The following is a 14,070-nucleotide window of genomic DNA, read 5'->3' as shown; positions in this document are numbered from 1 at the left end:
AAGCATCAAGCGCCTCCTTCCTCCCTCACCTCGCCTTCCCGCTTGCGGATGGTGGTCAGGGAATGCATGCGCTCCCTGCTTTCCATGCGCTCGCGCAACTCCCTCTTCCCATCCGCCGCGATCTCTTCCGCGATGCGGCGCATGCGCAGGTCGCAGGAGGCGCACCTCCTGCCCTCGCTTATCGCCTTGCCGCAGATCTCGCAGGTGAGGTTGGCCCCGTCCTTCCTTTTCAAGGTCAGGCGCCTCTCGCGCAGCAGTTTCTCCACCAGCTCCAGGGGCTCGTCGAGCCTCTCTGCCAACTCCAGTAGGGAGAGGTTGGGCTCCCGCATGAGTATCTCCCTGGCCCGGCGCAGGCAGCGGTCCTCGTGCTCGCGACATTCCGGGCAGAGCTTGATGGATAGGAAGACGAACAGCTTCCCGCAGCGTTCACAGTTGGCCATGGCCAAGGCGCCCTCACCTCCTGCTAATCACATACCATATATTACCATCTATCAAATCCGTTAAATCTTGTGGAGGATGTCCCATGTCCGGGGCTGACCCCACAGATAGAGCTTTCCCGCCAGGGCGCGCGCCAGCTCCGTGCAGGGGTCCAGGGCGGACATGCCGTATTCCGACCCGCCGGCTTCCTCGAACACGCGGGCCGCCCGCAGTATCTCCCTTATGAACACCGCCTCGAACTCCTCGCACAGGCCGCGCAGCTCCTCGCCGCCCGGGGTGGCCGTCGCCCCGCCGGCGCGCACCTGTCCGGCGGCGCGCGCGCCGGGGCTCAGGCTCGGGTCCAGTCCCATCTCCAGGCTCATCTCCGTCAGCTCCTCAGGATGTTGTTGGCCACGCCCAGGGACTCGTCGGCCGTCTGCACCATCTTGGCGTTCATCTCGTAGGCCCTGAGGGCGGTGATCATCTCCACCATCTCCCGGGCGAGGTCCACGTTGGAGTACTCCAGGAAACCCTGCCGCAGGAATCCGGCGCCCCCCTCTCCCGGCAGCGCGGAGAGAGGCGGCCCGGAGGCCTCCGTGGCCAGGAGCACCCCGTCACCGCGCGCCTCAAGCCCCGCCGGGTTCACGAAGCGCGCCAGGACCATGCGTCCCACCTCGATCATCTTCCCGTCAGCCCCCGTGACCGTGACCAGTCCCCGCTCGTCTACCGCGAAGCCCGAGGTCCCTTGCGGAAGGGCCAGCGGGGGCTCCAGCAGCATGCCCGCGCCCACCACCAGGTTTCCCTCGCCGTCCACGCCCAGGAGTCCGGCGCGGGTATAGCCCACCCCGCCGTCGGGAAGCCTCACCTGGAAGAAACCCTCTCCCTCGATGGCGAGGTGGAAGGGATCGCCGTCGTTCTCGAACGCTCCCGAGGCAAGGTCTCTCCTCACCTCGCTCACCCCCGCGCCCATCCCCACCAGCACCACGCCCGCGGGACCCCTGTGGGATCCGTAGAGGAGGTCGGTGAACCGGGGTGCGTAACCCTTGAACCCCGGGGTGGAGACATTGGAGATGTTGTTGGCGGTCACGTCCATGGCCAGCTGCTGCATGGACATGCCGCTGGCCGCGCTCCTCATCGCCTGCATCATCGCCCATCACACCCTTCCCACCTGTTCTATGAGCTTCTGTAGCGTGCGGTCCTGCGCCTGCAGCATGCGCTGGCAGCTCTCGTAAGCGCGGAAACACTCGATCATGGACACCATCTGCTCCACCGCGTCCACGTTGGAGAACTCGAGGTACCCCTGCCGCACCGCCGTCCCCACGGCGGGGCGCGCCCCCTGCCCCGCGAAGAGCCCCTCCCCCGCCTTGGCCAAGGCCGCCGGGTCGTCGAAGGCCACCAGCATCAGCCTCCCCCTCACCTCGCCGCCGACGGTCACGGTGCCGTCCGCCCCCACGATGACCTCGCCGCCCGCCACCTGCAGCGGGTTTGCATCCTCGCCCAGCACCGGGTGGCCGCCAGCGGTCACCAGAAATCCCCCGGCGTCCACTCCGAAATTCCCCGCCCTGGTATAGAGGATATCTCCTCCCCTGCGCACCGCGAAGAATCCCTCGCCCTCCAGGGCGAGGTCGGTGGCCAGGCCCGTCTCCTTGAGCGCTCCCTGGGCGAAATCGGTGCTCACTCTGCCCACCAGGCTGCCGCCGCGGCCGTCTCCCACCGGCCCCAGATCGACGGACCTGCCTATCCCCTCGACGCGGGTGAGCTCGCGTCGAGGGTAGGCCTGGATCACCGCGAAGTCCTGTTTGTAGCCCACGCTGTTGGCGTTGGCCAGGTTCGACGCCGTCACGTCCTGGCGCATGAGCATGGCGCGCATCCCCGCATAAGACGCGTACAGGCCTCTGAGCATCTCTCTCCTCCCTCCTATCCTCCGCTCATGCCCTCTCCAGAGCCGCCGCCCGCCGGGATGAGCGCCGCCGGAATCGCGAAGGCCTCGCCGCCCCTGCCTTCCTCCCCCCCCACCGCCGGCAGCACCAGGGTGAACGTGGATCCGTGGTCGGGACGGCTCCTCACCTCCAGTGTCCCGCCGTGCATCTCCGCTATCTCCCGGGCCAGGTAGAGTCCGATGCCCAGCCCCGACGAGCTGCGCGCGTCGCCCTCGTCCACCTGGCTGAACTTGCTGAAGATGGAGGGCAGGTGCCAGGGCGAGATGCCGATCCCCTCGTCCTTAACCGACAGATATACCTCTCCGCCCCTCCTCCCCGCGGACACGGTGATGACGCTTCCGGGGGGCGAGAACTTGCGGGCGTTGTCCACCAGGTTCCAGACCACCCTGCGTATCTTCACCTCGTCCGCCTCGCACAGGCATCCCCTCTCCCTGCAGGCCAGCTCGTAGCGATGCGAGGGGTCGATGACGCGGTACTGGTCCACCATGTCCCCGGCCACCTCGTCCAGCAGGCACGGCCTGGTGTCCAGCTCCAGCCGCCCGCGGGAGATGCGCGTGGCGGTGAGGATGTCTGCCACCACCCGGTGCAGGCGCTCCGAGCTGCGCTTGATGCAATCCACGTACTGTCTTTTCATCTCCTCGGGGTGTCTGGACCAGCCCTCCCTCAGGATGTCCGCGTACCCCATGATTATCGCCAGGGGGGTGTTCAGCTCATGCGAGACGCACGAGAGGAAACTCTCCTTGAGGCGGTCCAGGTCCTTTTCTTGCGTCACGTCCCTCAGCACCACTACCCGGCCGGTCCTCGTCCCCCCGGGAAGCATCACCGCGGCGCGGTAGGCCCTCACCGGCTTGGGGGGAGAGACGGGGATCACCAGGTCCGCCTCGTCTCCCTCCCTGCCTCCCCGGCAGAGGGCGAAGGCCGCGACCTCCGGCACGTCGATGACCTCATCCAGGGGGAGACCCACGCCGCCTCGCCCGCGCAATCCGAAGATCCTCTCCGCCTCGCCGTTGGCCGCCGCGAGGCGCCCCTCATCGTCCACCACCAGCACCGCGTCACGCATAGCGTCGAATACGGCTTCCAGCTTTCCCCGCTCGCGCAGTGCCTGCGACAGGTAACCAACGCGTCGCAGGGCCGAGAGCATGCTCCCGCTCAGGGCGGGGAGGACCTCCTCCACCGCCTCGCGGTATATCCCTCCCTCCTGCCGTGAGAGGAGCACGAAAGCGCCTTTGGCCACGTGGTCCTCCGCCACGCAGACCACCAAGGCCTCTTCCCCGCTCGCGGGCATACCGCGCTCCCCAGGCCGCAGAAAAAAAGCTGCGGGCACCCTCGTCCCGGAACCCAGCTCCCGGCGCAGCCATCCCCGCCAGGCCTTCTCCTCGGGGTCATCGCCGCGCTTAACCTCTCCCTGCCCGGGATCCAGGGATACGTAGAAGGCACGCTCCGCGCCGGCCATCTCCCGCAGTTCCCGTGCCAGGAAGGAGACGATCTCCGCGCCGTCGAGCATCCCGTTAAGGCGACCGATGACCGTGTTGAGCCATGCGAGGGTCCGCGATCTCTGCTCCACGCGCCGGTAGTTCAGCGAGTTCTTTATCCCCGCCGCGAGCTGGTTGGCGAGGGCATTGAGGAATTCCATGTCCAGTTCGTCCACGCGCATGAAGTCGCGCATGGAACACTTTATAGCCCCCACCGTGCTTCCGTCCACGCACACCGGGACCTCGATGATGGGCGCCTCGCCGGGCAGAGCTCCCGCCTCCGCCGCCGCCTCCAACCGCTCCGCCAGCGGCTCCATGCCCCTCTCGCGCGCGCGGAAGAGAAGCCGGTTCCTCATGTCCGGGTCCAGACAGACCAGGCGTCCGTGCACTTGCATGGATATGCTGGCTATCTTTTCCAGGTCATCCTGTTCATAGAGCAGAACGCAGCTCAAGCTGGTGTTGAAATGTTCGTTGATGGAGGCCAGGGTCTTCTCGATGAGCAGCGGCAGCTCGTAGGTCTCGGCGACGATGCGGGAGACCTCCACCAGGGCCTTGAGGTGCCGCATGCGCCTCTGCTCCCTGCGGCGGTAGATGGTGTATCCGAGGTTGTCGGCCATCTGGTGGCAGAGGGAGGTGAAGTGTCCCTTCAGGCGCTCCTCCCTGCGGTCGTCTTCGCGGTCTCCCACCAGCACCAGCACGGATCGCGACCCGTCCACGTTCATCACCTGGTAGCTGCAGTGAGCGATGCCGAACCTCTGGAGGTGGATCCTCATGCCCGGCGTATTGCGCAACCCCTCGTCGTGAAAGCGCAGCAGGGTATGCCTGGGCAACCGCCAGGCCAGGAGGGCGTTCCAGGTCCGCCGCGGCAGGGGAGGTTCGGAATAGGCCCCGATGACCCGCAGGTGCCCGTCCTTCTCGCTCTCCATCATCACCAGGCCGAGGTCGAAGGGGACGCGCCCCCGCAGGGAACGCAGGAACTCCGAGGCGATCTCCCGATATTCGCTCTCCTCCTCCGAGCGCGCCGCCTGCCCCGGAGTACCGCTCCGGTGGCCGGCGACATGCCGGATGGTCATCATCTAGGGTCTCCTTCCTTTACGCTCCGTCCCCGCCCGCGGCGGGGATCTCTCGCATGCGCCGCCCCGGCGGGGACGTTGGACGGAGGGCGCGATCTCGCCCGCCTTTCATCCGCGAATCAATTATTGGCGGCGGAGGAAATCCCTTTAACAACCGTTCAGACGAGGGGTGGCGGACATCCTGGGGATATTGCGCGAGGTCTCTGAGCAGGTTTTTCAACGGCGATCGGCCGCGTCCCGGGTAGCCCCCGCCCGGGAGAGGTCCTCCAGGTAGCGTTCCGCGAGGGCGGCGACGCGCATGAGGAGCTCCCTCCTCTCCTCGAGGTAGCCTTCAGGGTACGCGCCCCGGGCGCATAAAGTCGGCTCGGACGAGGGGTGGCGGACATCCTGGGGATATTGCGCGAGGCCTCTGAGCAGGTTTTTCAACGGCGATCGGCCGCGTCCTGGGTAGCCCCCGCCCGGGAGAGGTCCTCCAGGTAGCGTTCCGCGAGGGCGGCGACGCGCATGAGGAGCTCCCTCCTCTCCTCGAGGTAGCCTTCAGGGTACGCGCCCCGGGCGCAGAGCACCCCTTGATGCGTGGATGCCGTCCACGACCCGGGGTACGGGCTGCCGGCGCCGCCGCATGCGGCGGAGTCCCTTTCACCGCGCCATGTAAAAGAGGCCTGCCCCGAGCCCGAACCGGACAGGGGCAGGATGAGGATGTCGCCGGCGCAGGGCGCACCGCGTTCGGACAGGTCGGAAGGATCCGGCAAGACCTGTCTCTTTCCCGCCCTCACCACCGCGGGAGCGCCGGGTCCCGTGTTCCCCTCCGCCTCGCGCAGCATCTCCCGGGCTCCGTCCTCCTCCGTCCCCCACCACACCAGCTCGGAGTAGGACGGCCGTCCACCCCGGACCCGGGCCAGGCAGAGGGCCTCCGCCCCCAGCAGGAGGGCGGCTCTCTCCAGGAAGTCGGCGCGGTCCAAGTCGCGCGCTCCGGCCATCATCTCCGCCGCCGCCCTCTCCAGCGCCAGCGACCGTCGCCTCCACGCGGCGGACTCCTCCGCGGCCGCACACGCCTCCAGCATGAAGGAGACCTGCAGGGACAGCAGCTCTGCCTGGCGCAGCACGGAGTGCTGGGGGCTGAAGGGTTTATGTCGCTGGGCCACCACGAGGTGGGAAAACCCTCCCCGCGCCCGGAGGGGGATTGCCACCGCATGCGGGCAGACGGTCCCTTCCCCATCGGGGTCCCGGAGGGAATTGCACACCACCAGCCCCTCCCCCTCGCACAGCGCCGCCAGCGAGCGTAGCTCCGAGGCGCTGAGGTCCCCGCAACCGCGCGCCAAGTACGGGCCCTGCTGCCCGCGGCAGGTCACCACCAGCTCCGCCCTTGCCTCCCTGCCGTGTCGCTCCAGGGCATAGATCGATGCGCAGTCCGCTTCCAGGATCTCCCTGAAATAGCCGCATGCCGCCTCGAGCAGGGCCCCCTTCCTCGCGCCCACCTCCAGGAGACCCTGGAAGGCCCTTAGCATCCCCTCCTGCTCGCGGTACTTGCGGGCCAGGGGCTCCGCCACTATCGGGGGGATGACGGTGGTGCCCGCGGCCACGCTCCTCACGGCATCGATCACCGCCTGCATGGGCATGCCCTTGAGGAGATAGCTGTCCGCGCCGCTCTTCACCGCGCCGGTGATATAGCTCTCGTCCTCGTGGGCGCTCAAGACGATGATCTTCGCCCTGCACCTAGCACGGCGCAGCTCCTCGATGACCCCCACGCCGTCCAGCTCCGGCATGCGCACGTCGAGCAGCACCACGTCGGGAGAGAGGGCCAGCGCCAGGCGTACCGCCTCCCGCCCGTCAGCAGCCTCCCCCACCACCTCCATGTCCTCCTGGAGGCCGATCATCCTCACCAGGGCCCTGCGCACGCCATCGTGGTCCTCGGCCACCACCATGCGGATGCGTGCCCTGCCGTGCTCGTTGGTCCCCTCCATAACGGGCCTTTCGGCTTCCCGCCACCAGCTGCCGCTAACCGGCCCTGCCGCCCCTCCTCAGACCTCAGGAGAGGTCTTCCGGCACCTGGACCAGCACCTCCGTGCCCGCGCCCGGCGAGGTGTAGATGTGCATCTCGCCGCCCACGAGCTCCACCCTCTCCATGAGGCTCTTGATCCCGAAGTGCTCCTCGAACCCTCCGCCTTCCAGGTGCCTCTGGAGGTCGAAACCGACACCGTCGTCGCGGATGCGCATCTCGATACGTCCGCGGAGTCTCTTTATCTGCACCGTCACCTCGGAGGCGCAGGCGTGCTTCTTCACGTTTGCCAATATCTCCTGGGCGAAACGGAAGAGGGTGACCTCCACCTGAGGCATGGGGCGTTCCAGCCCCTCTTCCACGTAGAGGATGCCGCGGATGCCCTGTTCGGAACCCATGCGGTCGAGGAGGTTCTCCAGCGCCGGCACCAGACCGGCGTCGTCCAGGATGGATGGCCGGAGGTCGAAGAGGAGGCGCCGCATGCACCCGATGTTCCTCTGCAGCCCGCTCTTGATCTCGCCCATCTCGCGCCGCGCTTCCTCCATGCGCCCCTCGCCGATGAGCATCTCCACCGTCTCCATCTGGTAAAAACTGCTTATCAGGGACTGGATGGTGTCGTCGTGTATCTCGGAGGCGATCCTCTTCCTCTCGTCCTCCTGCGCGCTGATCATCTTGGCCAGCAGCTTGCGGTAGAGTTTCTCCCTCTCCTCCATGCGGTGGTAGAGGAAGGCGTTCTCGATGCCCGCGGTCCCGAAATAGGCCAGGCTCTCCACCACGCGCAGGTCCGTCTCGCACAGCCGCCGTCCCGGGCTGGTCACGCTGAGGTTCAACACCCCGAATACCTCGCCCTTGCTGAACAGCGGCACGGAGATCGCGCTCTTCACCGCGGGATCGATGCCGCGGTAGAACTCGTTCTCCACGTCGTCCTGCAGCAGCAGCGACTTACCGTTTTTTGCCACCCAGGCCGCGATACCCGTGTCCGCGCGCCGCGGCGCCTCGAACTCGATGTGTTCGGGCATGTTGCGCCAAGCGACGTACTTCAGCTCCTCCCGGTCTTCGTCATAGATGAAGATGGAGCCACGGTCCGCGCCCAGCATGGCCAGCGCCGTCCCCAGGAGCAGGTCCATCCTCTTCTTGAAGTCCAGCAGCTCCCCCATCTTCATGGTCACCCTGGAGAGGGCTAGGGAGAGCTTGTTGTAGCGGTCGATGATGAAGTCGCTGTAGAGGCCCTGGGCCACCAGGCTCGACCTCTGCCGCAGAAGCTCCACGCTCAGCAGGTCGCCCGGGGTCACCCTGTCCTTGCAGGCCACGAGCACGAAGGCGAAGGGAAAGAGCGGGCACTGCACGCACACATCGGTGGGGACGGGAGCGCAGACGTCGCGCTTGAAACAGCATTCCCCGGGGTAGAACCCGCTCTCCGGGCAGGTCTTCAGCGCCCCCTCATCCCCGTTCCATGCCCGGAAACGACAGTGAACCCGGCCGCAACCGTCCCCCAGCCGTCCCAATCGCACGGGGACCACCATGGCCTCCCTGCCCCGCAGGGGCTCCGGCACGCCCCGGACATCCCTCAGCAACAGGTGCTCGCGCACCTCTTTCTCCAGCAGGGAAGCCAAGAAGTCCTCCAGCTCGGGAGAAGCCTGGGGCGAAAAAACCGCGCCCTGCGCGGCGTATGCCTCGCGCAGGGCGGCTCCCGCCAGGGCCACCCAGGCCTTCTCGAAGCCGAGGTGCACGGTAAGGGACCTGAGGATATCCTGCAGCGCCTCCAGGGGCGTTTCGCCATCCCTTCCCGAGAGCAGATTGGAGAGGGCGACGCCGGAATCATGGGCTCCATCTCCCACGGGCATCGAGGGCTCCCTCACCGACAGCCCGCCTGGCGATATGCCCTGCGAAACCCGGCGGGCCGTTTCCGTCCCCCCCTCCGCGGCCGCGGCCTGAGTTTCCCTGTCAGACAACGCGTCCCCCGTATGACTTCGGGCGGGGGTGGTCCCAGGGGCCTCGCGGCCTTCTCCGCGGCGCGCGCCTCCCGCCCCCGCCGCAATGTCTCGCGGACAGGCCTCTTCCCGCCATTCTCACCATACCGCACGCCCCTTGCCGTGACTCCGGCCGGCCCTCCGAGGACAAGCACGACACAGACAACAATCTACAATAATCGGACCGCGGCGACAAATCATCCTAACGGTTGATTTTCGGCCGCGCTCTTCGCCCCGCACGACCGGCGCCGGCCCCGGCCTCAGCCGCTGCGCTTCCCGCGTCCATGGAGCCGGCGCGCCAGCTCGGACAGCATGCGCAGCTCCTCCGCCTCCAGGTGCAGAGCTTGCTCGATCAGGTCCCGCAGCAGGCACGATCGCTCGTCCGACGGGCGGCCCGACGCGTCCGCCTCCGTCTCCCGCGGATCTTCCTTTTTCTCGGGACCGGCGTATCCTTCCGCATCCCCGGAGCGGGAGTCCCCTCCTCCATCCCGACCCTGCGCCCCATCATCTCCGTCGCTCACCGCTCCGCCGCCAGGGCACGGCGGCGACGGCCGGGCGTCCCCCTTTCCGCTTGCGCTCTTCCCCGGAGGTGTTTCCCGTCCGCTCCTCCACGCCGGTCTCCCGGTCCTCCCCTCCACGCCCCCCACACCTTCCAGGAAAGCGGCGAGCCTCCGCATGGTCTTGGCCGAGGGAGGGTTGCAGTCCGCGTGCTCCAGCCTGGAGAGATAGGCGGGAGAGATATCCATGCGCTTCGCCGCCGCCCTCTGGCTTAGGCCCAGGGAAGCGCGCGCCTCCTTCAGGGCACTCGCGAGGCGTACCGCCTCCGCGGCACGCCGGAGCTCCTTTATGCTCTTCTCCAACAGCCCCTCTCCTTCCGCATCGCCCCCGCATAATGCCGGCGAGGCAAGGGCCTTCTCCGCCCTCTCGCATTGCGCTAGGCAGCGCTGCAGTGCGCCTTCCCTCCTCTCCCTTTCTCCCCCAAGGTCCTCAGGCCCGGATGCCTCGGCCCCTTCGGCGCCTCTGCTCCCCCTCCCCCTTCCCTTTTCCCTTAATGCGCTCCTCGCCACGGCGCATATCTCCTCCATGAGCCCACTCACCCGCGAGAGCGCTCGCTCGCAGTGCTCCTTTCCCGTATCGGAAGCGGGTACCGCGGCGGCCATCTCCAGGATATCCACCGCCTCCTTCAGCTCCACGGCGAGAGCGTCGAGCTCTCTTCTCCCTCGCGGCTTACCATCCGCCGTCATCAGGCCCTACCTCTCGCCGCATCTCCGACGCCGCCATCTTGCGCGCCGTCCTCTTCCGTCATCAACGCACGCACCTTAACCACCGCCATACCTCAGATGCCCCGCCTCTCTTCCTCGTCCCACTCCTTTTTGAAAGAGTCATCAAAAGCCCGCGTCGTAGCGCTCGCTGCGGCGCTCAATGCGCCACATTTCTTATTAATATTAAACATCATATCATCAACTGATTGTAAAATTAAATATAATGTGATCTGTATACGTATGGAAAATAGTCTATCCCTGTTTTCCATAATGTTTACCTTAACTTTATATGCATGACTCGATTAATCCCTCGCATGTGACATATTTTGCTCAGGACCTGTTTCACTCGACTTTATCTTAATGCCTTTTTTAATGATATATAAACATTAACTAGAGGTTTATTATATTGCGCATCTCTGTCGCCATTTTGAATAAACCCTTCGCCGTTGAACCCGGCTCACCATGCAAGCCGTGGTTCCTTGAATATTAAATGCATACCCATAACAATAATTTAAATTTAAGATGCTTTTTAAAGTAAACAAGTGTCGTCTGGCGTCGGGGGCGTTCCATCCATCCTTTGCCCCATCTAATTATTTGCCTCTTTATTTATCTTTTCGGCCATGCGATCCGGAACACCGACGGGCTGAAGCGCTCTTCATGAGCCTCATATTCCCCTACCCCTTCATCCCAAATCCGTCTTTCATCGCGGGAATCGTGATACCCAGGGCTGATACAGCACGCCGCCAACCATCAGATATATCCAATAATGGATTCCATACATTTTCCGCCCGGCATACACCTTTTGTAGGATTCGCCTCTCACGACCCCCGCATAGATTTACCACCGGATGATAGCGCGAGTCGCCATCCTGAGACGGATAAACCGGGCCGGAAATCAAGGCACGGCGGATCCGAACAGCCTATGAACGGAACGCCGGAAGGGATCGGGGGGTAACTTTTATATGCCTCGAAAAAAAAAGCGCGATACGTTCGCCGATATCCTGAACCGCATCGCCACGGAGGTCGCCGGGCTCGAGGAGGGAGAAGCCGCGCGCCTCGATGAGCTGTATCGGGCGATCACGGAAAGCCTCCTTGAAGCACCCCCGGATGCCGTGGCGGGGTTGACGGATATCGCTCGCTCCCTCCTGGAGCTGCGTCTCGGGGAGAGGCCTTTCAACGATACCTACGAGGAATTGAGCGCACGGGTGGAGAGCGCCCAGCGGGCGGCCGACGGTCCCGCAACGGAAAAAACGGAACCTCTCACGGCCAGCCCCGACGAGCTGGCCATGGACCTGGCGGTCCTGCGCGGGCTGCTTGAGGAGGGGGCCGAGCTCTCCGAGGCCGCCGCCTTCATGGGCCAGATCCTGGCGAGGCTTAACTCCATGGGGCTTCCCGCTCCCCTCGCTTCCGCCCTCCTATACCTCTCCGATCTCGTCCGCGCGGCCGGGCGTAAGGATACATCTGCGGTCATGCCCGGCGAGATCCTTGCCGCCCTCGCGGCGGCGGAAAAGACCCTGGAGCGCCTGCGGGAGACCGCATGTCCCTTCGCCGGGGAGGGTCCCCGCGGTTCGGGTTCCTCCGTCTCCTGCGACCAGGACCGCGTGGAGAGCTTCCTGCACCGCCTGGAAGAGATGGAGGCGGAGTTGCTGGCCCTGGAGAACGGCACTCCAGAGGGGGACGGGGCGGAAGCCCGGGTCGTCTCGCTGGTTCACGATCTGGCTCGCGAACACGACTCCCTCTCCCTGGGAGCCTGCGCCGGTCAACTGCGGGAGCTGGCGACGGCGCTGTCGGAGCATAAGGGCGCGTTGCCCCAGGGCGCCTTCGGCCCCCTCCTTGAGCTGAAGGACCTGCTCGAATCGCATCTCGTATCCATCCTAGAGGAAGAGCGGCAGGGCGACATAGAGGCCGTCGCCCGCAAGAGCCTCGCCCTGGCGGAGGGACTGCGGGGTGAGGCGCGAGGCCCAAAGGGCAGGGGGAGGAGGAAGAAGTCCGCGGCGTCCGGGAAGAAAACGGAAGGCGCAGGGTTCCTGGTGCTGCAGGCCGACGAGGCGGAGGTGAGGGATTTCCTCGCCGAGGCCCCGGAATACGTACAGATGATCGAGGCTTCCCTGTTGGACCTGGAGCGCGACCCCTCCGACTCCGAGCTCCTCAACGAGGCCTTCCGCGGTTTCCATAACCTGAAAGGGAGCGCCGGTTTTCTAAAACTTTCCGAGATCGTCGACGTCTCCCATGCCGCGGAATCCCTGCTCGCCGAGGCTCGGGAGGGCAGGCTCCTTCTGTCGGGTCCTCTCGCCGACCTCGCCTTCGAGGCCCTTGACGCCCTGAAGGCCCTCCTGGAAGGAGTGGAAAGGACGGCATCGGGAGACCGCTGGCCGGTGCCTGATGGGGTGGCGGAGCTGGCCGAACGCCTGCGCCACGCCGCCGCCGGGGATACGCCCGTGACCCGCGCCGGGTCCGGCAGGACAAAGGCCGGGGTCTCTCTGGCGCCCGCCTTGGATGCCGGCGCCGCCGCCGCCGCCGAGAGGACGGAGGAGGGAGGTGCGCCGGGCAAGCCGAACACAACGGAACAACCGCAGGCCCTCCAGGACGCCTCGGGACAGGGACGGAAGGGCGAGAGCCTGGTGCGGGTGAGCACCACCCGCCTCGACGCCCTCATCGACGCCGTGGGCGAGCTGGTGATCGCCCATTCCATGGTCATGCAGGAGGGGGAGATAGCCAACACCAGGAACCCCCGCCTGGCGCGCAACCTCTCTCAGCTCACCAAGATAACCCGCGAGCTGCAGGAGCTGGCCATGGGCATGCGCATGGTGTCGCTCAAAAACACCTTCCAGAAGATGGCAAGACTCGCCAGGGACCTCGCGGTCAAGTCCGGAATCCCCCTCGACTTCACCTTCAGCGGAGAGGACACGGAGATCGACCGCAACCTGGTGGAGGAGATCAACAGCCCCCTGGTGCACATGGTGCGCAACGCCGTGGACCACGGCCTGGAGGGTCCGGAGGAGCGCCTGAGGGCGGGCAAGCCGGAGAGGGGGCGCGTGGAGCTGCGCGGCTGCCACGAGGGCGGGAACGTGGTCATCGAGCTGCGCGACGACGGCCGGGGCTTGGACGCCGCGGCCATCCTGGACAAAGCGCTGCGGTTGGGGGTGGTGAGCGGCGAGGAGGCGTCCCGCATGAGCGAGGACGAGGTCTATCGCCTCATCTTCCACGAGGGCCTCTCCACCGCTCGCCGGGTCACCGACATCTCGGGGCGCGGCGTGGGCATGGACGTGGTGAAGAGGACCATCGAGGGGCTGCGCGGGCGCGTGGACATCGCCTCCCAGCCGGGCAGGGGCACCGTCTTCACCATCCGCCTCCCCCTCACCCTGGCCATCATCGACGGCATGGTGGTCAAGGTGGGCGAGGAGGAATTCGTGGTGCCCTCCATCTCCATACATTCGTCCTTCCGTCCCCAGCGGGAGCAGGTGTTCACCGTGGCCGGCAAGGGAGAGGTCATCTCCCTGCGCGGGGAGGTCATCCCCCTCTACCGCCTGCACAGGCTCTTCGGCCTGCGAGGCGCCCGGCAGGAGCCCTGGGAGGCCCTGGCCCTGATCATGGGCTCCAACGGCGACCGTTGCGCGGTGATGGTGGACGACATCGTGGGCCAGCAGCAGGTGGTCATCAAGTCCCTGGGGGAGATGTTCTCCCGTCTGCCGGGGGTATCGGGGGGAGCCATCATGGGCTCGGGCAAGGTGGCCCTCATCCTCGACCCCCCTGGGTTGGTGAGCCTCGCCCACGGGAAGGAGGTCCGGTGATGAGCGAGGACTTCGCCCGTCCCCTCGCGCCGCAGCTTCCCGTGCCCGAAACCCGCGCGGAAGTCTCCGCGCGGACCCTACATGAGGTCATCCCGTCATCCGGAGGCGGCGTCCGCCGCGGCGCCGCCCCCTTAAGATATGTGTCCG

At 66.2% G+C, this 14,070-nt stretch carries 10 protein-coding genes; 1 reads left to right on the top strand and 9 read right to left on the bottom strand.

Annotated elements, in window-relative coordinates; all coding sequences use genetic code 11:
* Positions 1 to 5: 5 nt before the first annotated feature.
* The 9 genes from H5T74_04290 to H5T74_04250 all read right to left on the bottom strand — a co-directional run bounded on the left by H5T74_04290 (position 6) and on the right by H5T74_04250 (position 10,115).
* Positions 6 to 446, bottom strand: coding sequence for a hypothetical protein (locus H5T74_04290; protein MBC7229597.1), 441 nt, complete (start codon positions 444 to 446; stop codon positions 6 to 8).
* Positions 447 to 500: 54 nt separating this feature from the next.
* The gene (locus tag H5T74_04285) at positions 501 to 800 is read right to left on the bottom strand and encodes a hypothetical protein (GenBank protein ID MBC7229596.1); all 300 of its coding nucleotides are present in this window, start codon (positions 798 to 800) and stop codon (positions 501 to 503) included.
* 5 nt (positions 801 to 805) lie between these two features.
* On the bottom strand, positions 806 to 1,564 hold the full coding sequence (locus H5T74_04280; protein MBC7229595.1) for a flagellar hook-basal body complex protein: 759 nt from the start codon (positions 1,562 to 1,564) through the stop codon (positions 806 to 808).
* A gap of 6 nt (positions 1,565 to 1,570) precedes the next feature.
* On the bottom strand, positions 1,571 to 2,320 hold the full coding sequence (gene flgF, locus H5T74_04275; GenBank protein ID MBC7229594.1) for a flagellar basal-body rod protein FlgF: 750 nt from the start codon (positions 2,318 to 2,320) through the stop codon (positions 1,571 to 1,573).
* 14 nt (positions 2,321 to 2,334) lie between these two features.
* Positions 2,335 to 4,905, bottom strand: coding sequence for a PAS domain-containing protein (locus H5T74_04270; protein MBC7229593.1), 2,571 nt, complete (start codon positions 4,903 to 4,905; stop codon positions 2,335 to 2,337).
* 213 nt (positions 4,906 to 5,118) lie between these two features.
* A complete protein-coding gene (locus H5T74_04265; GenBank protein ID MBC7229592.1) occupies positions 5,119 to 5,328 on the bottom strand; it encodes a hypothetical protein in 210 nt (69 codons plus the stop codon).
* Complete coding sequence (locus H5T74_04260; GenBank protein MBC7229591.1) at positions 5,325 to 6,866, bottom strand: response regulator transcription factor; 1,542 nt, start codon at positions 6,864 to 6,866, stop codon at positions 5,325 to 5,327. The genes H5T74_04265 and H5T74_04260 overlap by 4 nt, the downstream gene beginning before the upstream one ends.
* Before the next feature lie 64 nt (positions 6,867 to 6,930).
* Entirely contained in the window at positions 6,931 to 8,745 is a 1,815-nt protein-coding gene (locus H5T74_04255; protein MBC7229590.1) for a GAF domain-containing sensor histidine kinase, read from the bottom strand.
* A 386-nt stretch (positions 8,746 to 9,131) separates the two neighbouring features.
* Entirely contained in the window at positions 9,132 to 10,115 is a 984-nt protein-coding gene (locus H5T74_04250) for a helix-turn-helix transcriptional regulator (protein MBC7229589.1), read from the bottom strand.
* 979 nt (positions 10,116 to 11,094) lie between these two features.
* Here H5T74_04250 and H5T74_04245 point away from each other — a divergent pair.
* Positions 11,095 to 13,923 carry a chemotaxis protein CheA gene (locus tag H5T74_04245; protein ID MBC7229588.1) on the top strand — a complete coding sequence of 943 codons (2,829 nt, stop codon included), beginning with the start codon at positions 11,095 to 11,097 and terminating at the stop codon, positions 13,921 to 13,923.
* The last annotated feature ends 147 nt before the right edge of the window (positions 13,924 to 14,070 follow it).

It is taken from the genome of Actinomycetota bacterium (genome assembly GCA_014360645.1).
In the GTDB taxonomy this organism is placed as follows: Bacteria; Actinomycetota; Geothermincolia; order Geothermincolales; family RBG-13-55-18; genus Solincola_B.
This window is presented reverse-complemented; position numbering and strand designations above follow the sequence as displayed.